The following is a 25,566-nucleotide window of genomic DNA, read 5'->3' as shown; positions in this document are numbered from 1 at the left end:
TCGTAAAGCTAATGGCCATTCCTACACCCCGTATCCATTTCATGTAGCTGAGACATCATTCTACTATAAAAGGGCGCGTTAAGCGAGAAATACCCTATCATTTATTATTCTGTTCGTTATTTCCACCCTTTTGCAGTTATGCTTTGCTTTTTGCGATTAAAAAGCCTCTTGAACAAGCTTACTTGTTTTTTACGTCTGAGAGTGAGGCGAACACCTTCGATAAGCAGCAAAGACCTTAATGAATCGCGGCGATTAAGTGAGTGTAATCTTTTAATAAACTGCTCGTCCATGTCGATCATCCTCCCAAATGGTTACACAATAGTTAGAACCTCACTAACAAACCTAACTCTATTATAAATTCAATAGGCGAAAATATTTGTCAAACCGTAGATGAGAATAAGACTGCTTTTGTCGAATAAGCATGTTATTTTATGAAATTGGCTGATGTCTAGAATTTTTTAACAAATAGGTTTACATTCGCGACCATTCCGCATATAGTTAAAACACGGTGTTTCCCTTGGTAAACTTTTTGTTCCACTGGAAACTTTATTTTTACTCAAAATGTTTCCCTAGGTAAAAAAAATTGTAAACAAGCAATTTATAATAGGAGGTCATAGCGATGTTTCAGAAACAAGATAAAAAGCTATCGAGACGTAATCTTTTGAAGTTAGGAACGACAGGAGCGTTTGCTGTGATAGGGAGTGCCTTATTGAATCCGTCCTCGTTATTCGGTAGGCCACCGATCGCACAAGCGCAAGATAAACATGATATTCACCATGCGATGAAAGAACAATTACATGAAGGTATGAAGCATGGCTATGTGCCGAGCAGCGAAGTAACAGAAGGTTTCAAAGCTGCACAGCATGCGCTGACTGCTTTTGATTATGGGAAAGTAAGTAAACTTCCTGACGGTAGAACGCTTAGGGAATATGAGATCGCAGCCTATGAGGCTAATGTGGAGATTGCCAAAGGAATCAAGTTTCCTGGCTGGACGTTCAATGGGACGATACCAGGTCCAACAATCCGTTGTACAGAAGGCGATGTCCTTCGGGTGAAATTTACAAATGGAACACTTCATCCGCATTCCATTCATTTTCATGGCATGCACCCTACGAATATGGATGGACTTGAATCTGTGCTTTCCGGGGATTCGTTTACGTATGAATTTGAAGCCAAACCAGCTGGTATGCACGTTTATCACTGCCATGTGGCTCCCTTAGCCAGACATATCCATAAAGGCCTCTATGGCAATTTCATCATTGACCCGAAGAAGCCAAGAGCTGCTGCGAAGGAATTCAACATGCTGATGAATGGCTACGATCTGGATCTCGACGGGGAAAATGAAATTTACACAGTGAATGGTTACGCTTTTGCCTATCAGCAGGAACCGATTAAAGTGAAGGTAGGGGAGCTTGTACGTATTTACTTAAGCAATCTGACTGAATTTGATTTAATTAATTCCTTTCATCTGCATGCGAACTTTTTCAACTATTACGCAACGGGGGCAGATCCTGAGGCTCGGCCAGCATATACCGATACCATAATGCAATGCCAGGGTGAACGTGGGATTCTGGAAATTGTGTTTCCACTACCTGGGCGATACATGTTCCATGCGCATCAAAGCGAATTTGCTGAACTCGGTTGGATGGGATTCTTCATTGCTGAATAAGAAAGGAGGCGACGTACGATATGAGTATCAATAATCAAACCAGTAAGCCGACATCTCCCTCTAAAATAAAAGCTATTCTTTGGGGCCTTCTGCCMTTGATMTTGTTATTAGCCATTATTACAACGATTGCCAAAGTAGGTACCGGGATTGAGAACGAACCGGCTGCTCCGATCGAAGTCTTGAATGTCGAGAAAATCACACTAAATGATGACGGTATTCAAGTGAAAGTACTGAACTCAGGGCCAGAAGAAGTAACTATCGCTCAAGTCGTTGTTGATGGCGCATTTTGGAATGCTTCTTTCTCACCTAGTGATACGTTAAAAAGATTCGAACAAGGCATGATCCATATCMCATACCCGTGGGTACAAGGCGATCCTCATGAAGTGAAACTCATCACGTCGAATGGATTGATTTTCGTAGGTGAAGTGGCAGTGGCTGCTGCTACGCCTGAAGCGAATGGGAAGCTAATCTGGCAATACGCGTTAATTGGCTTCTATGTGGGGGTAATTCCCGTAGGGCTTGGCCTATTATGGTATCCATTTCTTCGTAGATTCTCGGTAAGAGGCATGCACGCGATTCTTGCACTGACCGTTGGTCTGTTGTTCTTCCTAGTCATTGATACCTTTGGCGAAGGCTTTGAGATGGCTGCTGAAGCGCCAGGCGTCTTCCAAGGCTCAGGGCTAGTGTGGTTCGGTGCGTTGCTGAGCTGTTTATTCCTGATCGCTGTCGACCAGTCGAATGAGCGTAAATTAAGCAGTGAAACATATGCTGGCAAACGTGTAGCGAACAAAATCGCAACAGGCATCGGGCTTCATAATTTTGGAGAAGGTCTTGCGATCGGATCTGCTTTTGCAGTAGGGGAGGCAGCTTTAGGGACTTTCCTCATCATTGGTTTCACCCTTCACAACATTACAGAGGGCGTAGGTATTGCAGCTCCACTGCTGAAAGATCGCCCAACGTGGAAGACATTTGTCAAATTAGCATTAATCGCCGGCGGACCTGCTATAATAGGTACATGGGCGGGTGGCTTCATATTTAACGATACATTAGCTGCACTCTTCTTCGGTATCGGTGCGGGTGCGATTCTGCAGGTCATTTACGTTATTTCGAAAATGATTCTGAGAGAATCTGAGAAAAAAGGTCTATCTCCGGTATCTTGGTTAAACTTCAGTGGACTTACAGCAGGGATATTAATCATGTATGTAACAGCGTTAATGGTGAAATTTTAAGGTTTCACAATGATGGGGAAAGGTGGTGACTCACATGCTATCAGGAATTGGCATACCAGGTCTTATTGTAATCGTAGGCGTTGCGTTACTTTTATTCGGTCCAACGAAGCTTCCGCAACTAGGTCGTGCTTTCGGAACGACCATCAAGGAGTTTCGACAAGGAACGAAAGGTTTGTTGGAAGAAGAAGAGACGAAAGATAAGCAGAAGGATACACATTAATTTTGATGAGATAATAAAAGGGCTGTCCAGTGGTAGCGTGAGCTGCATTACTGGGCGGCTTATTTTTATTCGTAACCAATTAGCTGTAAAAGGTACATCTAATTTCCTTCATTTGAGCAGGAATATGAAAATAAATGGAAATTATGTCGTTAATAATCCTTATAATTGTATTTTCGAGAAATTTCCTCGGAATTAGATGTAGGTTATCCAGTTATTCTTTCATAAGCACCGAAATGGTGAAATTTAACTGTAGATTTTCCAGTTAACAGGTAGAGTAGGTGGGGATAGGGGGCCATATTACAATTTATACCTTGGATTTTACTGCTGGTTGCCGTAGTATATATGGTTTAGAAAGAGAAACGACTAACGGATGGAGCAAAATAATGAAGTCACTAGAACACTATTGGAATAAATCATATCAAAGGCTAGGCCTCAAACCTACTTTCGATAATTGGTTGGACAAATACTGGCAAGAATACTTATCGACAACAAGCCGTGCAGATCTTATCGTTGATCTTGGTTGTGGTGTCGGTAATAACGCCAAGTACCTTGTAGAACATGGACTGTCGCCAATCGCTTGTGATATCTCCGAAGTGGCAATTCGTACATTGAAGTCATTCCTGCCAGATATTCAAACGCTTTGTTTGGATATGGCAGAGGGGCTTCCTTTTCCAAAAGATTCTGTACAAGTCCTAATTGCTGATCTCAGTATTCATTATTTTGATGAAGCGACTACCCATGAAGTCATCCGAGATCTCCATAACGTGCTCAAAACAGAGGGGATTTTACTTTGTAGGTTGAATTCAACCAATGAAATGAGTAATAAGGGAAATGTCATGCCAACGACAGATCGCTATTTAATGGAATCGGAAGGGATTTATCGAAGATTTTTTGATCGAGAAGAGATAGAGCGATTTTTTGATAAAGAAAAATGGACTTATCTGCATATGGAGGAATATGAAATGGATCGATATACCAATAAGAAGATACTGTGGGAAATTGCTTTACAACCACGCAGGTAAGTGAAAAGTCATGATAAAGCAATAAGTGGTCAATTTCCGCATGCAGAATCGTAAAGGATTTGGTGCTGGATGAGCGAACCTCTAATATATACATGTGTATCATCAAGTTGGACCATAATATCGAAGCAGAAAAGGGGATTCCAATGAAACAGATTGGCATTGCACTTATTGGTTGCGGAGCGATTTCCGGCTTACATTTGAAAGCTATTTCACAAATACCGACAGCGAAACTAGTGGCCGTAGTTGATACGAACGCCGAATTAGCAGCTCAAACTGCTGAAACGTATGACTGTGCGTATTACACCGATTATCTCGACATGTTGAAAAATCCTGATATTGACGTCGTTCACATATGTACGGCACATTACCAGCATGCGCCAATGGCGGTTGATGCACTACATGCGGGTAAGCATGTTCTTACTGAGAAGCCGATGGCTGAAACGAAAGAAGCGGCACTAACGATGTTACGTGCAGCAGAAGCGAATCCGCATGTACAGCTTGGTGTTATTTTCCAAAACCGATATAATCCGGCCTCCCAAATCATGAAGAAAACCGCCCAATCCGGTGAATTAGGGAAGTTGCTTTGTCTTAAAGGAATTGTCACTTGGTCCAGAGATGCGTCCTATTATCAAACAGAGTGGAAAGGGAAATGGGCCACAGAAGGCGGTGGCGTCCTAATTAACCAGTCTATTCATACGTTGGATTTACTGCAATGGATAGGCGGCGAAGTATCTAGTATTAAAGGAACCATGTCGACGGATTCCCTTGAGGGAATTATTGAAGTAGAAGATACCGTTCATGCACACCTCACGTATCGAAGTGGAGCAACGGCTATCTTCTATGCAACGAACGCGTATGGGGTAAATTCCCCTGTTGAGATTGAGCTTGTCTTTGAAAAAGGGAAACTCGTACTCACGGGTGATACGTTGTATCGGGTGATTGATGGTGTGCAAACGATGCTGACTTCACCAGAAACGACGAATCTAGGGGCCAAATCGTACTGGGGAATTAGTCATGGTACTCAAATTGCTGATTTCTATGACCATTTATTATCGGATCGCAGTTACGGTTTGAATGGACCCGAAGGCTTTAAGGCATTCAATCTCGTCATGGATGTGTATGAATCGGCTAGATCTGGGAAACGAATTAGTTATCTATAACAACCTGGTAGAACTGGTTCTAGGTTTCAGCTCGAAACTCTGTTCCATCGTCACGGAAATAAAAGGCAATCTCATCGGTGATCGTACTCATGCGAATGGATATTCTTGTGAACTCTTCAATGATTCCGCGATCGACTTCACAGAAAACACCATTCTCATCTGTTTGCCACACGGATACCGTTGTTTGAGATAGCGCTGCTGTGAATAGATCTCCATCGGATGTCAAGGTCATCATCATGAATATCGCCCTCCCCTTCGGTCGCCGCCTCAAGACGGTTGGATCGTCTGTACCATTGTTATTCGTTCAGTTATAACTTGAGTATATTCGCAGTTATGTACGACATGCGAATTTGGCGAGATATGTTCTTATTGTACTATGTAATTCTTGTCGTTACCCTTTGGTAACGGCTTTTTACTGTTCCAAGCAAGAATTGGCCAAAACATCTATCACGGTTTATCTACCAATTCAAATGGTCATAATGGGGAAGGGATGAGAATAAGGAGGGATTAACATCATGCCAGATGATGCAACGATTCCTATTGACCCGAATGTTGAAATAAACCTTGAACGAATCATGATGGATTTAGGCGGAAGCGACGATGTCGTCATTCGAGAGATACAGGATGATGGCACTTTGATCGTAGCAGCCGCAGTAGTATATATCGATGGACTTTCCGATACGTTGGCCATAAATACGTATATTTTCGATGTGTTAAAAATGATGGTAAGGAATGTCACACAGGACGCACATGGAGAAAGTCTGGATACAGAAACACTTGCCAAAGAACTGCTGACAGGATTAGGCTCCATTCAAACCGTAGCGGATATGGCAGCTCTGTATGAGAATTTACTTTCAGGCGAGGCTATTATTTTATTTAATCAGCAGCACTACGCCTATCGCGCAGACATTCGTAAATGGAAGGGACGTGATGTTACTGAATCCACCAACCAGACGTCCGTACGTGGTCCGAGGGAGAGTTTTACAGAAACACTTCGCACCAATACTGCGTTAATTAGACGTAAAATTAAAGACCACAGACTGTGGCTGGAGACGATATCCATTGGTCGGATGACGAAAACAGACGTAACGATTATGTACATTAACGGGATTGCTAAGCCTTCCGTAATCGAACTCGTTCGGTCAAGATTAAGAGCAATTGATATCGACAGCATTTTGGATAGCGGATATATCGAGGAATTGATTGATGATAATAAATTTTCACTCTTTCCAACTATTTATAATTCTGAGCTCCCGGACTCCACGGCATCCCAGTTATTAGAGGGAAAGGTGGCGATTCTCGTAGATGGTACACCTAATATCTTGCTGGTACCTACACAGCTCGTTACTTTTTTTCAATCAGCAGAGGACTATTATCAACGAGCCTATTATGCAACTCTGCTTCGGATACTTCGATTTAGCGCAGTGTTTATTTCCTTGCTATTGCCTTCCATTTATATCGCAATAACGACTTTTCATCGTGATATGCTGCCAGCTTCCCTGTTAATCGGACTGGCAGCGCAACGTGAAGGGGTGCCGTTGCCCGCATTTGTGGAGGCGTTAGTCATGGAGTTGACCTTCGAGATATTGCGAGAAGCGGGTCTTCGCATGCCAAGAGCAATTGGACAAGCCGTATCTGTCGTAGGCACACTTGTCATCGGACAAGCTGCAGTAGAAGCGGGAATTGTCTCGGCAGCCATGGTTATTGTCGTTTCAGTAACGGCCATTTCAACCTTTACGTTGCCAGCGTATAGCATGTCGATTCCAGTGCGTCTGCTTCGGTTTGTATTTATGGKGGCTGCGGCAAGTTTTGGGTTATTCGGGATTGCCATGGGGATGTTTGTGTTATTACTTCATTTGTGTGCTCTTCGTTCTTTCGGAGAGCCTTATATGTCTCCATTTTCACCATACCGCAAAGCAGATTTAGAGGATTCGCTGGTTCGTTTACCGAGATGGCTTGTGTTTAAGCGTCCTGAGACATCACTAGATGAAGGCAGCGAAAGAATACGAAAGCGTTAGTTGGGAGGCGCTTTAGGGTGAAATATAAATTAACTGTCTTGATTCTTTGCTTACTCATGCTAACTGGGTGTTGGAGCAGACGTGAATTAAATGAGCTGCTTATTGTACTTGGCGTCGGTGTGGATTGGAAGGATGGCGAGTATTTGGTGTCCTTTCAAGTTGTTAATCCAAGTGAAATATCTGCCCAACGAAGAGGTGGGGATCGTCCGCCTAGCACGCTCTATCAAGGTAGAGGGAAGACACTATTTGAGGCAGCGAGGTCGTTAACAGCGGAGGCACCAAGGAAAGTCTACATGGGACATTTGCAAATGTATATCATTGGTGAGGAATTAGCGAAGCGAGGGATTAAAGATTTCCTCGATAATTCAGTCCGTGATAATGAATTGCGGATGGATTTTAATATCGTTGTAGCAAGAGGAGATATGGCTGAGAATATTTTGAAACTATTTACACCCGTCGAGAAATTACCTAGTTATAGTATGCAGCAATCCTTACAAACTTCACAGAAGTCATGGGCACCGACTGTTGCTATGACCTTGGATGAAGCGTTGAATAAGTTGTCCAGCAAGGGTTTCGAACTCGCGTTAACTGGTATCAAATTAATTGGTGACACGGCCGTTGGTGACAGGAAAACAAACGTAGAATATTTTCAGCCGCCTAGCCGATTCCGCTACACGGGGATTGCAGTGTTTAAAGATGACAAATTAATTGGTTGGTTAAATGAGCAGGAAAGTAAAGGATATACAGACATTACAAACAAATTGGATAGCACATCTATTGAAATTCCTTGTGCTGAACAGAAATATACGGGAATTGAAATTACATCATCTGATTCTAAGTTAAAAGCAGGCGTACAGGACGGGAAACCTGTGATAGATGTGTCCATTCGTGCGGAAGCGAACATCGTGAGTAGACAATGCAGAGATATCGATTTGACGGATCCGCAAACGATCAAACGCCTAGAGCAAGAAACGAAACAAATCATACAGTCGAATGTGGAAGCGACCGTTGCTAGGGCAAAGAAGATGAAATCGGATATTATTGGTTTTKGTAGTCAGCTAGGAAAGGATCAGCCTGCGTATTGGAAAGAAGTTAAAGATACGTGGAATGATGAGATGTTCCCTCAAACAAATGTCAATTATAAGATCGGATTGTTTATTCGAAAGACGGGTACAATTGGGAATTCAACCATGAAATAGCTATGGAGAAAGGCTTGGTCTTGGATGGCGTCTGTACTCACCGTTCTTGCTTTAGCCGCGGGTACGTTCTKGCTAGATGCGCCTAAATTATTACGTCAAAATCATAAACGAGAATTAGTTATTTTCATCATATTCCTGCTAATAGCTAGCGTGTTGTATATATTACTCACATTAGAGATTGTGATACCAAACCCATTTAAAATAGTTGTTTGGATGTTCAGTTGGATCGGTTAATTAGGCTGGATGCAGGGACAAGGAGGTTCGAGTGAGAACATTTGACAATGCTACCATATCCGTACGCCAGTTTACGATTTTAATCATTCTTGGCGTAATCGGAGATTCGATTCTCATTCTGYCGACCATTCTCGCAGCTGCTTCCAAACAAGATGCATGGTTGTCTATGTTGTGTGCCATACTCCTTGGTTTCGTAGCAGCGGGTATTTTCGCGGGTATCGCTAACAAACTTCGGAGGCGGAGACTCTTTAATCTCCTAAGGTTAAATCTTGGGGTTTGGATTGGTAGTTTAATCATCGTACTATTTTTGTTCGAGTTCTATATGTGTTCGCTAACTTTGTTAAGTGAGATGAGTCAGTTTATGACAACGCAATTAATGCCAGAAACACCTATTAATGCGATCATCGCTGTATTCATTTTGGTCATTATTATCGCCTATAGGTATGGTGTTGAAGCGTTTGCACGAATGGGAGAGCTGCTATTTCCAGTATTTATGCTCTTCTTCCTAGTTCTCTTTGTTTTATTACTGCCGCAAGTGGAATTCTCAAACTTGAAACCTATTGCGGCAGAAGGAATGGGAGTAATTTTTCAGGGAGCAATCATGGCTTTTGTTACTGCTTTTTCAGAAATGATTGTACTACTTATGCTTGTATCCAATGTTGTAGGTTCTACATCACTAACTAAACCAATCTTAATCGGTTATGCAATTGGTGGTGCCATTTTATTTATCATTGTGATTTTGTGTGTACTTGTGTTAGGTCCAAATTTAATGGAATCGAAATATTATCCGACCTTCGTACTCGCACAGAAAATTACGATTGGTCATTTCTTGGAGCGGTTAGAGGCTGTTATGGCTTTTCTATGGTTCATATCGGTGTTTTATAAAACGCTACTCCTCTTTTTCTCATTAACCTCAGGCTTTGCTGAACTGTTTCAATTAAAGGAGAGTCATATGCTGACCATACCAATTGGCATGCTGCTACTCGTGKGAACAGTTGTGGGTACGCCTAATATTACGGAATATAATGCAATTCTTGAGTCCTACTATGTTTATTTCGACATTACTTTCTGTATCGTGATTCCCGTATTGATGCTCATTTTGTTTTATATCTTTGATCTCCGAGATAAACGTAAAAAGGGATCAAGGAACGACACTGAGTTGCTGACGGAATCGTGATGTTTCTATCATCTCTCAATTGGGCAAAGCATGATCCGCTTTCATACCATGCCTTTCAGGACAAGGAACATAAACTATCTAGTACTATTAATATCATTGATTGGGAAGCAACGATCAACAATGCGTTGAGAATAAAAAAAGATGCCTCACGAACCATATAGGCTGCGAGACATCTGTATTTATTAATAAGCTAAAGCGAATAATCCATGAATGTGTGAAAGATAACGAACGTTACTTGCTTCCTTCATAAGTGTAGCAGGTAAGCCCTTTAACTGTGTGTTCTTACCGCCGATTGTGCCAATGCCATCTTTACGACCAAGGCTACCTAGAGTTCCAGAGAACACAGGTACGAATTTATCCATGACGCCGCCTTTAAGTTGAACGGACAAATTGTAACCAACCGTCTCACCCATTTGCCATGCAAGTTGAGCAGTTGGAGGATATGGTCTTTCGCTTCCTTCAGGGAATACAACTGCGCAGTCACCAGCCAAGAAGATATCCTCGTGTGATGTGGATTGTAGTGTCGATGTCACCGTAGCCCGGCCGCGATCTTCTGCGATCCCACAGCTGCCGACAACTTGGTTGCCTTTGACGCCGCCAGTCCAAATAATCGTGCTCGCCTCGATCGTTTGCCCGCTTTTCAACGAAACCGAATTACTCGTAGCTTCAGTGATCGCAACACCCGTCAAGAAGGTAACGCCACGCTTCTCAAGACTTGTGACAGCACGCTCAATGAGTACTGTTGGGAACACAGGAAGAATGGCTGGGCCTGCTTCCACACAGTAGATGGAGATATCATTGAAATCAATGCCTTTAGCACGGCAAACTTCAGGAAGCTTATCTGCAAATTCACCGACAAGCTCAACTCCCGTTAAACCACCGCCACCGACCACAATCGTCGCATCCGCCTTATTCCCAGAAGCTTTATAAGCGTCCAAGCGAGCTTCAACATGAGCACGAATCCGGTTAGCATCAGAAGCTGATTTCAGAATTAAACTGTTCGCTTCCAATCCCGGAATGCCGAAGTAGTTCGTTTCACTACCAAGTGCTACAACTAGTGAATCGTATTTATGTACGGCACCGCTGCTTGTAAGGACTTGTTTCTCATTCGGTTTAATTTCTTGGATCGTGTCAACCACGATATTGACATTTTTGTCGCCTAGCAGTTTCTGAAGGGGAAGTGCAACGGCCTGTTCTTTAATTGTGCCGCCTGCTAATCGATGTAACTCGGTAATGATTTGGTGCGTTGAGAATTTATTAATGATCGTAATGTTAGCTTCTGAAGCAGATAAATGTTTACGTGCAGTTAACGCAGTCAAGAGACCACCGTACCCGCCGCCAAGAATTAATATTTGTTTAGCCATCGTTACCATCCCTTGTCCGGATTAATTTTTTCGTTCAGCGAGTACGTTCAAGAATGCTTGAGCAAATCGAAGTGTTTTCTGCACTTCAGGGTCTTTCAGCATTTTCAACATACCGAATAGACCGATGGTTGTACTAACATCAGCTTGCGACCGCTCACCAGCTTCAATAGCTGCCGATGCGATGTTTTTTGCTTTCTCTTGCACAGGTTTTACGAATTCCCCAATACCTTGGGCAAAATCATTTATAAGTACTTTGTCAGTCGCTACATTTTGTGCGAAATCGTAAGCTTTGGTAAGCATGTTAACCATTTCAGCTAGTTTAGGGAGATTATCTACCAGAAGTGTTAACGATTCTTGCACCTCGGGTTTCAGTAATTGGTCAAGTACGTCTAATGATTTGGGTTCAGCAACAATTGAAACGGGTACTTCTTGAATAGTTGATGTCTGAGACATATGACAAATCCTCCTTTGCGTAGAAAAAAACGTATTACATTATTCTACACCTTTTGACAATAAATTTATAAAGGCAGATATTTCAAATTGGTGAACAAATCCTATTTTTGTACACAAGTAGGACCGTTTGCACCTTGAATAAGGAAGGGATGCTATACACGTTGAGCGTAGGGCATCCGTTTCTGTTCATTACATGATTGAATTCTGATGTATCTTCACGGTTTGCCTACGAGAATTTAGTTAAAAGTTAGCTTGCACAGGATTTATCTCATTTGCATCGAATACAATAATTGTAAAATATGTTGTAAATGAGGAAGGGCGTACACGATGATATTTGGGATATTTATCTTAGTCGCAATAATAGGCATCATAGCTTCACTTGTAATACCAGGTTCAGGTTCAAGTGGTGGGAACCGCAGGTCTCAGTCGAATTTCAACAACCACACGACGACCATCAATCCCATGCTTATGGATAATCAAAGTCAGCATCAGCTGAATAACAATCAACCTGAACTTAATTATGATTCGAACGGTACATCAACAGACAATCGTGCAAATTGTGATAATAATAGCTCAGGAAGTACTGACAGCGGAAGTAGCTGGAGTTCAGACAGTGGCAGTAGTGGCGGATTCGATAGCGGTGGTGGTGGCAGCAGTGATAGTGGGACAAATAGCAGTGATTAGAGAATCCTTCGGGGTTCTTTTTTGTTATTGTGAAATTCGAGCCTTCGGCTGCAATAAAGCCCCAAAAGGGCCTTATTTCTCGCCAAGTTGCCCGATCACTCCAAGAATCGTAAGTAATCTTCGCTCTCACTGACTTCCGATAGCCGGAACGCAATTGGCGATAGTCCTACCATTTTATGAAATACCTTCCCGAAGTAGCTCAAGCTTGTATAACCGCATAAGGCTGCAATGTGTGTAATGGACAGTCCATGATCGCGTAGCAGCTCGGCGGCCTTCTCGATTCGTCGGTTACGGACATAATCCATAGGGGTTATGCGGAAGTAGTGGGGGAACATTTTGCATAAATAATATTTATCCAGCTGTGCGACTTCTGCTAACCGATCCAAGGAAAGGTCATCAGCAATATGGTCCTGGATGTAAGCGGCGACGCGCTTGTAGGCGGAGGGAATTTCTAAATTTGTTGGCGCGTTTCCATCCAATAAACAACGTTGCAGGGAAAGCATCCACTCATAAATGCGAAGCGAAAGATCAAATCGGTCTTTCAATTGGTTCTCCGCTGTATCTGAATACAGTCGCCATAGAAGCTGAATTGGAGCCGCATCAGGATGGATTTCAAAAACAGGCCCATACGTTTGAAGCAAATCTTGTCGCAACCAATCCTCTTTGAACCCCTCAAAACGAATCCACATAAACTCCCATTGATCGCACAACGAGGCATCGAATGCATATTCATGATCGCTAGGAATAGCTACCATAAATGCATGGCCTTTCGGGACGGTGTAATGCTTTTTCCCAATGCGAAGTTTACCTGCGCCTTTAATTGTCCATTGAAAAATGACCCCTTGCCCGCCACGCTTTAGTCCGTTCCATTGGTAGTTCTCGTCAGTCACAGAGCTGTGCCCGATCGAGTTGAGCTTAAATAGGTGGCGATTTGCATCTTCCGTGTATCGAAAGCCATAAGATTTATGCACAATATTTTACCACCAATCATCAAGATGTTACTATATTTTCTATCCTTACTAAGATATATAATGTCCGTATTGGTTAATATTTTACCACATTGGAGGCTACGGAAGATATGGTGGATATGGTGCTTAAGGAATGGTTGGATTGTTATGTTCGTGTTGAAGGGACTTATTTGCGGATTGGGAATGCCAAGATGGAAAGGAGTTTGTCGTTTGCCAGCGGCCGTCCAGTTAATGTCTCTATTTTAGATAAAAATACAAAGCAGGAATGGCTCGCAGCAGAATCCGATACCCCGTTGTTTCAAATACCAGGATTATCTGATGAGCAGCAGCCGGATGCCATATTCATTTCGAATTTCGTTGAGAATGACTATGGCGTATCTCAGCCTTATCTACAAACGAATGTAGATATGCACTTTGAAGCGATAGCTTCTATCCGACGATTAACTTTGAAGATCTATCCTGATGCACCATTCATTAGACACGAAATAACCGTGATACCAGATCGTCATKTCAAAAGCAATCTTACCCCGCCAGATAAGGAACGATATCTCGCCTGGACAAAAGAAGATTTCGATGTAAAAAGCACTCTTTCCACGACAGCACTTCAATTAGACACGAATAATAAGCAACATCACGTCGTGCTGGCTGATTATTGTGATCATATGGTACTTCGAGATCTACATTGCCGATGGACATCTATTCAATTTTTAGATCAGACTGATACGAACAATAATCTCGTAAGTCGTGACACGGGTTTGTTATATATCAATGAGAAACGAAGCGTACATGGTAATCTATTGTTTCTTACGAAAACACTTCATGAGAGTGGTTTATTAATTATCAAAGAAGGTCCAACACCATTGGGGGAATTCGGTAAGACTCGCATGGAATTTCAATTTCGCGGGAAGCGTTTGAGTCTGGAAGGGACGGGGATCAGTGAAGAAGATCTCCAACAAACACAGGAGACGACCTCATACGGTGTAACCATTGGTGTTTATGATGGGTCTATACTCGGCGGATTTGACTTACTGCATAGGTATCATCGCAATCTTCGTGCACACAATTCGGATAGAGATAGTTTCATGATGAGCAATACGTGGGGGGATCGTTCGAAAGATGGCGCAATAAGTGAGTCGTTCTTGATCAAAGAATTACAGGCAGCTGCTGCTCTTGGTTTAAGTATCTTGCAAATTGACGACGGGTGGCAGAAGGGGGTAACGAGCAATTCTGTGCATGCAGCAACGAAGGCGAATGGAGGGTTGTGGAGCGATTATTATAGTGGCGATGGCGATTTCTGGGAGGTTCATCCGGACAGGTTTCCGAGTGGGCTTGAACCTATCGTTTTGCTTGCCAAGGAACTTCGGGTTGATTTAGGCTTATGGTACTCACCAGACTCTGTACATGACTTTATGAACTGGGAAAAGGACATTGCTAACTTATTGCATCTACATCGCACTTACAATATTCGTGCATTTAAACTAGATGGCATAGAGCTACGCTCTAAGCTGGGAGAGATTCGGTTATTGAATTTGATGCGATACGTTCAGAAAGCGACCAACGGGCAAGTTGATTTCAATATCGATACGACCGMTCAGAAGAGACTAGGATTTTTTGGGCAAACCCAATATGGCAGTATCTTCCTTGAAAATCGTTACTCCGATTGGAAAAATTATTATCCTCACTGGACGCTGCGCAATCTTTGGATGTTAGCTCCTTATCTACCATCTTCGAGACTGCAAATGGAATTCTTGAATGTGAATCGCAACACAGATAACTATGCGGAAGATCCTTTAGCTCCTGAAACATGCGGGCAAGTCTATGCGTTCGCAGCAACAGCGTTCTCGAACCCATTAGCCTGGATGGAACTAACGAGATTAGAGGAGCAGCAAATGGATTGTTTGTCTAGAACTATTCAGGCGTTGAAACCATATCATGCTGAGATCTTAGCTGGACAAGTTTTGCCAATTGGTGAAGAACCCTCCGGGGCTAGCTGGACAGGCTTGCAAAGTATTTGCAGCCCAACGCATGGTTATGTCCTTATCTTCCGCGAGCTGCATGAATCTGACTCCGCAGCTATGAAACTTTGGGGAGTGAGTGGTGCCGTAAACGTAACCGAGCTGATGCGAATGGATGTAAAAGATGAAGTGCTAATTCCTCAATCGCAGCTTCAAATGGTCTGGCAATCGACTCCGCAAGGAGAATATGTGGTCACACGACCAGCACCATTCACTTTCATTATGTATCGATACGACAAGTCATCGATTTCTTGAGAGTTAGATTCGCGACGGCCCCATTTTACGGTAGAATCATCCCAATTGTTGCAACTTGCTCAGGAAAAGATTACGATCGAAGTGCAAGTCAAGATTTGATTCAGTAAATTCGCAGCGTAAAGCTGCATTGGCAAGGTGAGCTCATGAGTCTATTTGTTAAGCAGGAACAAGTCGTTTCCAATTCTATACATGTGATGGATACGCAATGCCCCTTTTGCAGTGTACAGTGCAAAATGCAAGTCATCGAAGATCGCAGCGCCGCCAATGGACAGTCCCTTTATTCTGTTGTGCCGATGTCAAATCAAGCATCAGAAGGGCGACTTTGCATCAAAGGCATATATGCATATCAGCATGTACTTACAGGAGAACGCCTACTTCATCCGATGGTGAAGCGCAATGGTAGGTTTGAGCGAATTACTTGGGATGACGCCTATGAGCTAATCGCAAGTAAATTTAACAACCTCCGTGATGCGTATGGCAACCATACCGTAGGGTTATATGGCGGAGGATCACTCACAAATGAATCTGCTTATGTATTAGGGAAATTCGCGCGTGTTGCCCTGCAAACGAAGTACATTGATTATAACGGTAGATTTTGCATGTCGGCCGCGGCATCAGCCGGGGTTAAAGTATTCGGGATTGACCGAGGGTTAACGAACCAACTTTCGGACATTGAAATTGCCGAGTGTATGATACTGGCGGGAACGAATATTGCGGAGTGTCAACCGACGTTGATGCCTTATTTTAAAAGAGCGAAAGAGAAGGGTGCCATCATCATAGCCATTGATCCGCGTGAAACGGGTACAACGCGTATCGCCGATATTCATTTGCGCGTGAAGCCTGGGATGGATGCGACTTTGGCCAATGGGATGCTCAAAGTTCTGCTTGAGGAAGGTTGTTTAGACGAAGAATTCGTAGCTAATCKAACTACTGGGTTAACGGAACTTAGAGCGCATCTCGATTCGCTTGATATGGAGGAGATCGCCCACTTAACCGGAGTGCCATCTTAGTTGATTCGTAAAGCCGCATTGAGTTATGGCAAAGCGCAGACGGGCATGGTGTTTACAGCAAGAGGCGTGGAGCAGCAAACGGATGGCCACATGGCGGTTCGAAACTTTCTGAATCTCGTGCTTCTTACTGGTAAAATTGGCAAACCTGGCTGCGGCTATGGCGCCGTCACAGGACAAGGAAACGGGCAGGGCGGAAGGGAGCATGGTCAAAAAGCAGATCAGCTTCCAGGCTACCGCCTGATTGAAAATCCAGAGGATCGCGCTTATGTCGCGAATGTGTGGGGCATCGATCCGAGCGAGTTGCCTGGCAAGGGAGTTTCAGCCTATGAAATGATGGAGAAAGTCCATGAGCAGGAGATCCGGGCTTTATTCGTGATGGGCTCGAATCCACTCGTCTCGAACCCCAATGCAAACTTCGTAGAAGAAGGCTTGAAGAAGCTCGATTTCCTTGTCGTTGCGGACTTCCTCATCTCCGAAACGGCACAGTTAGCTGATCTGATTTTACCGGTAACAGCCTTTTTAGAGAATGCAGGAACGTTAACGAACCTTGAGGGACGCGTGCTTCTAAGAGAAGCTGATCTTGCAGCACCTGGTGAAGCTAAGCATGATTGGCAGGTTCTCTGTGAGCTTGCTGAGCAGCTTGGAAGAGGTCAATTCTTTCAATTCACACAGGTGGAAGATGTCTTTAATGAGCTTCGACTAGCAAGTCGTGGAGGAACAGCAGATTATTATGGCATTACGTATGAGCGATTGCGGAAGGAAGAAGGCGTCTATTGGCCTTGTCCAGAAGAAGGGCACCCTGGTGCCAAACGCTTATTCGAATCTTCTTTTCCGCTTCCAGCGGGAAGAGCGCTTCTCACTACCGTGGAGAATCATTTGCCTAAGGAACAAACCAGTGAGGATTTCCCGCTGTATTTGACCACTGGCCGAGTTCTCGTACATTATCTAACAGGTGTGCAAACACGTAAAAGTCCATCATTAGCCGCGAGAGATATGGAATCCTTCATGGAGATCCATCCAAGTACAGCGAAAAAGCACCATATCGAGGATGCGACACTTGTGAAATTAACGTCCAAACGCGGTGAAATTCACGTACGTAGTCGATTTAGTGACGCTATTCGCGAAGACACCGTGTTCGTGCCTATGCATTGGGGTGATACCCAGAACGTTAATAAATTGACGAATGATGCACTCGATCCAACATGCAAAATGCCTGGGTTTAAAGTGTGTGCGGTACAGGTAAGCCCGTTAGTATCTGAATATGTATAAAATGAATAAACCGAACTCATCGATCTCTTGCAACGGTGAGTTCGGTTTTTTTATGATTGAGTAAGATGATAAGCATATTCCATTGGTCTACGATACAGATCCTTATGTTTAAAACCCTTAAGATCCTCGTATATATTTTTTTGAGGCTTTCCATTTAGTTCAATAATCCATAATTTACTTTGTTTGTCCAAAACAAAGTCCACACTCAGTTCTCCCAATGATCCCATAAGAGTTTCTGCTTCTTGAGCGGCCATTACACTTAATTCGTACAGAGACTGTAGGATTTCAGTTGCTTTTTCAGGCGAAAGTATTCGCTTGAGAATTYCTGCTGCATCATATACGCGTTCACACATACTTGTGTTAAAGTAACGCTCGTATGCCACTCTACAAGTGATGTTGTATATCATCCACTGACCAACATTCCCCTTTTGAACAAGGACACGGATGTCAAAATATTGACGATCAAGTTGAGTCATTTGAATCCCTTGTTGGACCAAGTAGTTCTTTCCTCCGAGGAGAACATCTAACTTTTCCTGAATGCTTTCATTTTTCCTGCAAATAACTCTTGGAGCTAGACTGTGTAAGGAAATATGAATATCGTCATTATTTGTACGTTCGATTCGATAGACTGATGTCCCTTTAGATCCATAAATTGGTTTTATAAAGAGAAGATTATTATTGTCTAATAGTTCTGATATGTTCACTTCATTATATTGAAATGTGTCGGGTATATATTCCGAAAGATTTGATTGGTGTAGTTGGTTATGAAGATCCCATTTATTGAAATGATTGATTGAATTGAAACACTTATTCTTACCTATTATTTTCTCTAGGCTTTGAATGGTCATTGAGTCTTTGTTATAACAACGGTTATAGACGACACGAGGGAAAGGGAACATACGTTGTATCCATTTGCCATTTTTCAGGCTAAGTCCAATAATACGTTGCTTTTTCCACCGTATATCTGCTGGAGTGAAAGCATAAAGTCTCAGGTTTTGATTTTGATAACGCTGACAAAGACCCAAAATACTTTTTCTACTAATCCTTTTAGTTACCATAATACCTATTAATAGGCGCTTGTCCATTCCTATCACTCCCTGCCATCATCCATCTTTAATAATGAATGCTAGCGCGGTCATTTTGGTATGGGACAATCACATAAAAGAGCTGATTTTTGTTGAATAATTAGCTTTATTTTCCACTTTTACTAATTTGGTAGGCATTTACTGTGTCTATCTATTTAGGCTTTTAATATGATGAAATACGCTTGAAAATAGGGAGATGAGATTAGTATGGGGAAATGTAATTGCCCGCCAGGTCCTCCAGGGCCAGAAGGCCCACGAGGGCCCCAAGGAGCTACAGGGGCGCCAGGGGCAGCAGGTCCTACGGGAGCACCAGGACCAGTAGGAGCACCAGGACCAGCAGGAGCGACGGGAGCAAAGGGAGCTACGGGGCCAGAAGGGCCACGAGGTCACAAAGGGAACGAAGGGCCTGAAGGTCCACGAGGACCCAAAGGGCCAGAGGGACCAGAAGGACCCAAAGGATCAACGGGAACAGCGKGAGCTACAGGAGCTACAGGAGCTACAGGTACAGGAGCTACGGGAGCTACCGGCCCAGCAGGTGCAACAGGAGTTACAGGGCCAGCGGGTGGTCCGCCGGGACCAACTGGCGCAACAGGCCCAGCGGGAGCAGCAGGTGCAACCGGATCAACCGGAACAGCGGGAACCGCGGGTGCTACAGGAGCAACAGGAGCTACAGGTGTAGGAGCAACCGGAGCAACAGGCCCAGCGGGTGGTCCACCGGGACCAACTGGCGCAACAGGCCCAGCTGGAACAGCGGGAGCAGCAGGACCAACCGGAGCCACAGGCCCCGCAGGTGCGGCTGGTGCTGGAGGATTAATTCCATTTTCAACTGGTGTTATTCTCAGTGGTGCTACAGTCGTATCTGCTGCGCCAATTTTAATGGGTTTTGGTAATCATACGGTTGAAGTTATTAATGGTGCTGGAGAATCAACGATGCCGCCAGAAGCAGGTGGTTTTGCATTCCCAATTCCCTTTAATGGAATTATTCGAAATTTACAAATAAGCGCAGATTTATTGGTTGCTTCAGTGGCCTCTATAAATGTGACACCACTTGTATATGATTTCACAGTTTTCAGAGCTCCTTCATTTCCTAATAATGGGGTTAGTCATCTTGCTTCACAATACTTGACAACTCCACTGACTAGCTCACTTACTTTTGGAGGTCCTGGTAATACGGTAATTGCCGGTACTTTCTATGCAGCAACGAATATTAATCTCGGAACATTAGGTGTCGTAGCAGGTGATCGGATTGGTATTCGTATAAGGACGAATGTAGCGTCTAATCCTTCAGCAGCTGATATTACTCAACTCTCTTTTAGTGCAAGTCTTTCTTATACGCCTAGTTAAAAAACGTAGCCGCAAATATTGTTGAAGTCTTGKGGTAAGCGATGCTTATCCCTTATTTCATTGACTGAAATGAGGCGCTTTCAAGCATAACATATGAATGGGAGAGAGTAGAATGAGGGTGGGCTATGGACTCACCGAACCAAGGTTTCTTTACCGAATATGAGCAATATCCCTGTTCCTATTAAAATAACTAATGCAAACATGCCAAATATCCATGCGTAGCCAATATCCGTTTGTACCATTGCACCTACCAAAAATGGTGCAATCACACTACCTATCCTGCCGAAGCTAGCCGCAAAGCCTGTTCCTACGGCTCTTATTTCTGTCGGGTAATTTTCTGGCGTGTACGCGTACAGTGCTCCCCAAGCTCCTAAATTAAAAAAGGACAGTAATGAGCCCGTTAATAAAAGCATAGAGATGCTGTTACTTAGCCCGAAACCAACTGACATTACCCCGGAAAGAACAAGAAAAACGGTTAAAGTCCGCTTGCGACCCCATTTCTCCACAACATAAGCGGCTGTAAAATAACCAGGCAGTTGGGCTAGTGTCATGAGAAGTACATAACGAAAGCTCTGAATCATGGAGAAACCTTTATCGACCAAAACGGAAGGAAGCCAAAGAAACATTCCGTAATAGGAAAAAGCAATGGCGAACCAAACAGCCCAAAGTGCAATGGTCTCTCTTCGATAAGTAGTGAACAACACCCCTAATTTAATCGGGCGACCACGATGATTACCGAATTGAGGCGATTCTGGAACCGCTCGCCGGACCCAAAAAGCAAACAATACGGGGATTGCCCCGATCATGACAGCTGTTCGCCATCCTAACGCCGGGATCACAAAGTAAGCGAGGACAGCCGCTATAATCCAGCCTGCAGCCCAGAAACTCTCCAGCAACACAACAATTCGCCCTTTTTTATCGKGCGGCGCGAATTCACTAACAAGTGTAGAGGCAACAGGAAGTTCAGCACCTAACCCAAGACCCATTAAGAAACGGAGTATAAGCATACTACCGAATCCGCTTGCAAACGCACTTCCAAAGCTGAATACACCAAAACACACTAAGGTCAGCAAAAACACGGGACGACGCCCAAACTTATCCGCAAGGTATCCGCCGAAAGCGGCACCGATTGCCATGCCAATCAGATTGACCGAACTGAGAAGCCCTGCCTCTTGGGCCGTGAGTGCCCACTCTTTGCGAAGTGCAACAAGGATAAAAGATAATAAACCGACATCCATGGCATCAAATAACCAGCCAAACCCAGCAGCCCAAAAAACTTGACGAAAGACGAGTTTGGGATCCTTTTTATCGCATACTTTGGTGATGAAGCTTCCTCCTTTATGTACTAGTCGCGTTTACCACTACTTCAATTCATTTATATTTTCCCATTTATTACTTAGAAGATACGGTGTTATGCCTGTCCAGTGAGAAAATTTGGAAGAGAGGTACCCATAGAAGTCGAATCGGTTATAATAGGAATGAATTGTAAACGACAGCGGGACAAGTATTTGAAGGAGCGCGATAGAGATGAAGCGTACGACGATTTTAATCGCAGATGATGAGGCGGAGATCGCTGATTTGGTTGCGTTACATTTGGAAAAAGAGGGCTATCACCTCATTAAAGTATCCGACGGGAAAGAGGCTATTCAAGCGATTGAGTCACATGCCATTGATCTGGCGATTCTAGATATCATGATGCCGAAGATGGATGGGTATGAAGTGACGCGGCAAATTCGAGAGCGCTATTCATTGCCGATCATTTTTTTGAGTGCCAAATCCTCTGATTTAGATAAAATTACGGGGTTAGTTATGGGCGCAGTCGATTATATGACGAAACCGTTCAACCCTATGGAGTTGGTGGCTAGGGTGAATGCACAGCTACGGCGATCTATTCAGTTGAGCCAGCCGGCAGCAGCAAGCAGCCCCGTATTGGATGTGGGAGGTGTGACCATCGATGCGGATCAAAGATCTGTTCTTCTATATGGAGAGAAAGTCGAGCTTACGCCGAAAGAATTTGATATCCTGTACCTTTTAGCAAGTCACCCTAAGAAAGTGTTCAGTGCAGAACATATTTTTGGACATGTGTGGGGAGAAGCTTACTATGAAAGTGGTAACACGGTCATGGTACATATTCGTACACTGCGCAAAAAACTCGGTGAAGATAGCAATAAAAACAAATTAATCAAAACCGTATGGGGTGTGGGATATACATTCAATGGCTAATTTATTACGCAGCTTTCGATCCAAAATGATCGGTTTATTAGGGCTTAGCATGCTGTTGTCCGGTACATTTACCTTTATACTATATCGCGTATTGAAGCTTTATTATGCAGGTGTTCGAAGGGAAGATCCTGTAGCTAAATTACGACAGTTTGTTAACACGATTGGGGACTTAAACTTTTTCTTGATAGTGTTTGTGCCGCTTTCTATATTGTTTTTCTTCTTCCTTACTAAGCGCTATGCCACTTATTTTAACGAGATCTCGACAGGGATTCATCGTCTTGCTGGCGGTGACTTTCATAATCGTATTCATATTGATTCCAATGATGAGTTCAAGGATATTGCCGATGATATCAATATGGCGAGTGAGAAGCTGCAGCAAGCGGTAGAACGTGGAGATTTTGCGGAAAATAGTAAGGACCAACTTGTTCTGAACTTGGCACATGATTTACGTACGCCGCTTACTTCCGTGATCGGGTATCTCGATTTTATTTTGCAGGATGATCAGCTAACGAAAGAGCAAGTGCTGCATTACACGACGATTGCTTTTAACAAATCTCAACGATTAGAGAAACTCATTGATGAATTATTTGAAATAACCCGAATGAAATTCGGCATGCTTTCCATTGATCAAAAGCAAATAGATCTTAGTGAACTGCTTGTTCAACTGAATGAGGAAATGTACCCTGTTTTCGAAAAGAGTCATTTGATTAGCAGGTTGCAGGTTGCTCCGCACTTGGAAATATCGGCTGATGGAGAGTTGCTGGCCCGCGTATTTGAAAATCTTTTATCTAATGCCAATCGGTATGGAAAAGACGGTCAGTTTGTCGATATTAACGGCCAGCGGGATGGGGAAGTAGCCGTCGTTCAAGTGATCAATTATGGTAACAGCATACCTGAAGATGAACTTCCGCATCTGTTTGAAATGTTTTATACAGGTGACCAGGCTCGAACCCATCAGGGAGGGAGTACAGGACTTGGTCTTTTCATCGCCAAAAATATTGTGGAGCAGCACGGAGGAACGATTACCGTTCAAAGTAATGTGATTCGTACGCTTTTTGAAGTGCGTTTGCCGATAAGTAAAACCGAAGTTTAAGAAAAATTTTATATTTGTCCCACTTCTAATTTAAAATGTTTTCTTTATTCTAAATGCAAGTAAGGTTTAGGAGGGAAACAGGAAATGAAGAAGTGGGTTTTTTGGCTTGTAATAGCCGTTCTTCTCAGTTATGAAGCTATACAGCAACATTCAGCAAAAGCAGATCGTCAAGTTGACCATTCGGAAGTGGAAATGAGTCCACATGTGGTAACTGCCCCAGGTAAGGATCTTGTAATTAAATTGACCAAAGATCAGATCTACCAAGGGAATTTAGTTTTAATTAATAAGGAGAACCCGGTTCATCAGGTAGGCATACCCACTGATGTACTTAATCTTTTTCAACATAAAGAGTTGGTCAAAGGATTTGGTTTGCTAGATAACTCGATTCGATTGTCACAAAGCATTATTCAACCATTTACAACGATGATGAAAGCAGCAGAAAAAGACGGTGTGCGTCATTTTATGATTAATAGTGGTTATCGAGACAATCAAGAGCAAGGTCAGCTCTATAAAGATATGGGGGCTAATTATGCTTTACCTGCGGGATATAGTGAACATAATTTAGGATTGGCTCTTGATATAGGTTCTACCCAGTCCGATATGAATCAAGCGCCCGAGGGAGAATGGTTGATCCGAAATGCCGCGGAATATGGGTTTATTTTACGATATCCCAAGGACAAAACAGCGATTACTGGCATCCAATATGAACCTTGGCATTTTCGCTATGTAGGCTTACCACACAGTGTGATTATGCAGCAGATGAACTTGTCGTTAGAAGAATATTTGGCGTATTTAAAACAACAAAAGAACATTACTACGAAGGTGAAAGGGAAAATCTACGAGATCTCGTATTATCCAATCACGCAGAATAGTACCATTCAAGTGCCTAACAATCGTTCCTATCACTTATCGGGCAACAATATGGATGGCATAATCGTCACCTTGCTTCCATGAGAGCAATTCATAACTTAGAGGAGAGTGAGACTGCGGTATGAAACAAATCAAAATATGGAATGAGATGCTGCTGTCGGCTTTATTCGCTTTTTATATGTATGTACTGTTCAAGGTCATTCTATTTAAATTTAGTAGCATAGACTTAGCTTTTCTGTGGCATCAACTTCAGCGGAATATCGAGAATCCAGCGCATATCCAAAATCGGTTAGAATTTGCGAACTTCAAGCCTTTCGTTTCGATATCGAATAACATTCAAAGCTTATCCTCACATGATCTCGTCAATTTGTTCGGGAATATCGCGGTATTCATGCCGTACGGTATGTTTCTAGTTCTGATATGGCGGCATAAGAAGATTTCATTGTTCGGTGCACTCCTGCGGTCTGTGGGGTTAAGTTTATGCTTGGAAAGTTTACAACTTGTTCTTTCAATGGGGAGCTTTGATGTGGATGATCTCATTCTAAATGGGTTGGGTGGTCTACTCGGGTATTTTATTTTTAAGCTGTCCGTAACGTGCAAGACAATTATTCTACGAATGTTTGAATCTCAACACATGACGTTTTCAAAGAAGGTAACATAACCTAAGGTGATGACATGCGAGAATAGGCTGTCCTACAAGTAAAGCAAGCTACTTGAGGACAGCCTATTTGTCTTCCCTTATCTTATTTTTCAATAGGACCTGTCTCCACAACCTCGAAATCGCTGCCTTTGAGCTTACCTAATTCATTCAAGTCATCGTCGTCCCATTTCGGGTCAGGCGCTCCGCTCACGTAGAGATCACTGCCGTTATCGGCAACGATCATGCCGTATTTTTTCATAGCTCGCAAGATCGCTTGATTGGTCGTCGAGTAGCCGGAAATATCGAAATCGTCGCGCAGCCTGAGCCGAAGACCCATTGGTGGAAGATTAGGATCGGTGCTGTTC

Annotated in this window: 22 protein-coding genes and 2 pseudogenes; 16 read left to right on the top strand and 8 right to left on the bottom strand. The window is 43.3% G+C overall.

Annotated elements, in window-relative coordinates; all coding sequences use genetic code 11:
- Window positions 1-116 precede the first annotated feature (116 nt).
- Window positions 117-290: a hypothetical protein gene (locus AC1DLM_RS29360; protein ID WP_441991898.1), complete on the bottom strand. Its 174-nt coding sequence runs from the start codon at window positions 288-290 to the stop codon at window positions 117-119.
- Window positions 291-619: 329 nt separating this feature from the next.
- Here AC1DLM_RS29360 and AC1DLM_RS29355 point away from each other — a divergent pair, with 329 nt between their 5' ends.
- The 5 genes from AC1DLM_RS29355 to AC1DLM_RS29335 all read left to right on the top strand — a co-directional run bounded on the left by AC1DLM_RS29355 (window position 620) and on the right by AC1DLM_RS29335 (window position 5,300).
- On the top strand, window positions 620-1,669 hold the full coding sequence (locus tag AC1DLM_RS29355) for a multicopper oxidase domain-containing protein (protein ID WP_441991897.1): 1,050 nt from the start codon (window positions 620-622) through the stop codon (window positions 1,667-1,669).
- A gap of 20 nt (window positions 1,670-1,689) precedes the next feature.
- Window positions 1,690-2,898: a ZIP family metal transporter gene (locus AC1DLM_RS29350; RefSeq protein WP_477571938.1), complete on the top strand. Its 1,209-nt coding sequence runs from the start codon at window positions 1,690-1,692 to the stop codon at window positions 2,896-2,898.
- Between the two features lie 34 nt (window positions 2,899-2,932).
- Window positions 2,933-3,118 (top strand): twin-arginine translocase TatA/TatE family subunit, encoded by a 186-nt coding sequence (locus AC1DLM_RS29345; RefSeq protein WP_057313821.1) that lies wholly within the window; start codon window positions 2,933-2,935, stop codon window positions 3,116-3,118.
- A 383-nt stretch (window positions 3,119-3,501) separates the two neighbouring features.
- Complete coding sequence (locus tag AC1DLM_RS29340; protein ID WP_441991895.1) at window positions 3,502-4,140, top strand: class I SAM-dependent methyltransferase; 639 nt, start codon at window positions 3,502-3,504, stop codon at window positions 4,138-4,140.
- Between the two features lie 143 nt (window positions 4,141-4,283).
- Window positions 4,284-5,300, top strand: a complete 1,017-nt coding sequence (locus tag AC1DLM_RS29335) for a Gfo/Idh/MocA family protein (protein WP_477571937.1) — start codon at window positions 4,284-4,286, stop codon at window positions 5,298-5,300.
- Between the two features lie 19 nt (window positions 5,301-5,319).
- Here AC1DLM_RS29335 and AC1DLM_RS29330 read toward each other — a convergent pair whose 3' ends face one another.
- Window positions 5,320-5,538, bottom strand: coding sequence for a hypothetical protein (locus AC1DLM_RS29330; RefSeq protein WP_171630507.1), 219 nt, complete (start codon window positions 5,536-5,538; stop codon window positions 5,320-5,322).
- Between the two features lie 277 nt (window positions 5,539-5,815).
- Here AC1DLM_RS29330 and AC1DLM_RS29325 point away from each other — a divergent pair, with 277 nt between their 5' ends.
- From AC1DLM_RS29325 to AC1DLM_RS29315, 3 genes are all read left to right on the top strand, one after another.
- A complete protein-coding gene (locus AC1DLM_RS29325) occupies window positions 5,816-7,318 on the top strand; it encodes a spore germination protein (RefSeq protein WP_477571936.1) in 1,503 nt (500 codons plus the stop codon).
- Between the two features lie 17 nt (window positions 7,319-7,335).
- Window positions 7,336-8,517: a Ger(x)C family spore germination protein gene (locus tag AC1DLM_RS29320; RefSeq protein ID WP_477571935.1), complete on the top strand. Its 1,182-nt coding sequence runs from the start codon at window positions 7,336-7,338 to the stop codon at window positions 8,515-8,517.
- A 265-nt stretch (window positions 8,518-8,782) separates the two neighbouring features.
- Complete coding sequence (locus AC1DLM_RS29315) at window positions 8,783-9,928, top strand: GerAB/ArcD/ProY family transporter (RefSeq protein WP_477571934.1); 1,146 nt, start codon at window positions 8,783-8,785, stop codon at window positions 9,926-9,928.
- Between the two features lie 182 nt (window positions 9,929-10,110).
- Here AC1DLM_RS29315 and AC1DLM_RS29310 read toward each other — a convergent pair whose 3' ends face one another.
- Both AC1DLM_RS29310 and AC1DLM_RS29305 read right to left on the bottom strand, forming a co-directional pair.
- Window positions 10,111-11,292: an NAD(P)/FAD-dependent oxidoreductase gene (locus tag AC1DLM_RS29310; protein ID WP_441991890.1), complete on the bottom strand. Its 1,182-nt coding sequence runs from the start codon at window positions 11,290-11,292 to the stop codon at window positions 10,111-10,113.
- Window positions 11,293-11,313: 21 nt separating this feature from the next.
- Window positions 11,314-11,745 carry a DUF1641 domain-containing protein gene (locus AC1DLM_RS29305; protein WP_441991889.1) on the bottom strand — a complete coding sequence of 144 codons (432 nt, stop codon included), beginning with the start codon at window positions 11,743-11,745 and terminating at the stop codon, window positions 11,314-11,316.
- Window positions 11,746-12,072: 327 nt separating this feature from the next.
- Between AC1DLM_RS29305 and AC1DLM_RS29300 the strand changes: the two genes are divergently transcribed.
- Entirely contained in the window at window positions 12,073-12,429 is a 357-nt protein-coding gene (locus tag AC1DLM_RS29300) for a hypothetical protein (RefSeq protein WP_441991888.1), read from the top strand.
- 95 nt (window positions 12,430-12,524) lie between these two features.
- Here the strand turns inward: AC1DLM_RS29300 and AC1DLM_RS29295 are convergent, their stop codons facing one another.
- Window positions 12,525-13,400, bottom strand: coding sequence for a helix-turn-helix transcriptional regulator (locus AC1DLM_RS29295; RefSeq protein ID WP_441991887.1), 876 nt, complete (start codon window positions 13,398-13,400; stop codon window positions 12,525-12,527).
- A 107-nt stretch (window positions 13,401-13,507) separates the two neighbouring features.
- On the opposite strand from AC1DLM_RS29295, the gene AC1DLM_RS29290 reads away from it, so the two are divergent.
- Both AC1DLM_RS29290 and nasC read left to right on the top strand, forming a co-directional pair.
- Window positions 13,508-15,667, top strand: coding sequence for an alpha-galactosidase (locus AC1DLM_RS29290; protein ID WP_477571933.1), 2,160 nt, complete (start codon window positions 13,508-13,510; stop codon window positions 15,665-15,667).
- 143 nt (window positions 15,668-15,810) lie between these two features.
- Window positions 15,811-17,946: pseudogene (nasC, locus tag AC1DLM_RS29285) on the top strand (assimilatory nitrate reductase catalytic subunit NasC).
- 50 nt (window positions 17,947-17,996) lie between these two features.
- On the opposite strand, the gene AC1DLM_RS29280 reads toward nasC, so the two are convergent.
- On the bottom strand, window positions 17,997-19,031 hold the full coding sequence (locus AC1DLM_RS29280) for a YheC/YheD family endospore coat-associated protein (RefSeq protein WP_477571932.1): 1,035 nt from the start codon (window positions 19,029-19,031) through the stop codon (window positions 17,997-17,999).
- Window positions 19,032-19,271: 240 nt separating this feature from the next.
- Between AC1DLM_RS29280 and AC1DLM_RS29275 the strand changes: the two are divergent.
- Window positions 19,272-19,841, top strand: a pseudogene (locus AC1DLM_RS29275) (hypothetical protein); the annotation flags it as partial.
- 665 nt (window positions 19,842-20,506) lie between these two features.
- On the opposite strand, the gene AC1DLM_RS29270 reads toward AC1DLM_RS29275, so the two are convergent.
- Window positions 20,507-21,700 carry an MFS transporter gene (locus AC1DLM_RS29270; RefSeq protein WP_477571939.1) on the bottom strand — a complete coding sequence of 398 codons (1,194 nt, stop codon included), beginning with the start codon at window positions 21,698-21,700 and terminating at the stop codon, window positions 20,507-20,509.
- A 202-nt stretch (window positions 21,701-21,902) separates the two neighbouring features.
- Between AC1DLM_RS29270 and AC1DLM_RS29265 the strand changes: the two genes are divergently transcribed.
- From AC1DLM_RS29265 to AC1DLM_RS29250, 4 genes are all read left to right on the top strand, one after another.
- Window positions 21,903-22,598: a response regulator transcription factor gene (locus AC1DLM_RS29265; RefSeq protein ID WP_477571931.1), complete on the top strand. Its 696-nt coding sequence runs from the start codon at window positions 21,903-21,905 to the stop codon at window positions 22,596-22,598.
- The gene (locus AC1DLM_RS29260; protein ID WP_441990273.1) at window positions 22,591-23,691 is read left to right on the top strand and encodes a sensor histidine kinase; all 1,101 of its coding nucleotides are present in this window, start codon (window positions 22,591-22,593) and stop codon (window positions 23,689-23,691) included. The genes AC1DLM_RS29265 and AC1DLM_RS29260 overlap by 8 nt, the downstream gene beginning before the upstream one ends.
- A gap of 84 nt (window positions 23,692-23,775) precedes the next feature.
- Window positions 23,776-24,645 carry a M15 family metallopeptidase gene (locus tag AC1DLM_RS29255; RefSeq protein ID WP_441990272.1) on the top strand — a complete coding sequence of 290 codons (870 nt, stop codon included), beginning with the start codon at window positions 23,776-23,778 and terminating at the stop codon, window positions 24,643-24,645.
- 37 nt (window positions 24,646-24,682) lie between these two features.
- A complete protein-coding gene (locus AC1DLM_RS29250; protein ID WP_441990271.1) occupies window positions 24,683-25,222 on the top strand; it encodes a VanZ family protein in 540 nt (179 codons plus the stop codon).
- A gap of 82 nt (window positions 25,223-25,304) precedes the next feature.
- Here the strand turns inward: AC1DLM_RS29250 and AC1DLM_RS29245 are convergent.
- On the bottom strand, window positions 25,305-25,566 hold a 262-nt coding region (locus AC1DLM_RS29245; protein ID WP_477571930.1), incomplete at its 5' end, for a hypothetical protein.

This window comes from Paenibacillus sp. 01T442 (assembly GCF_056398345.1).
Note: the sequence above shows the minus strand (reverse complement) of the source record. Positions and strands in the feature narration are given on the sequence as shown.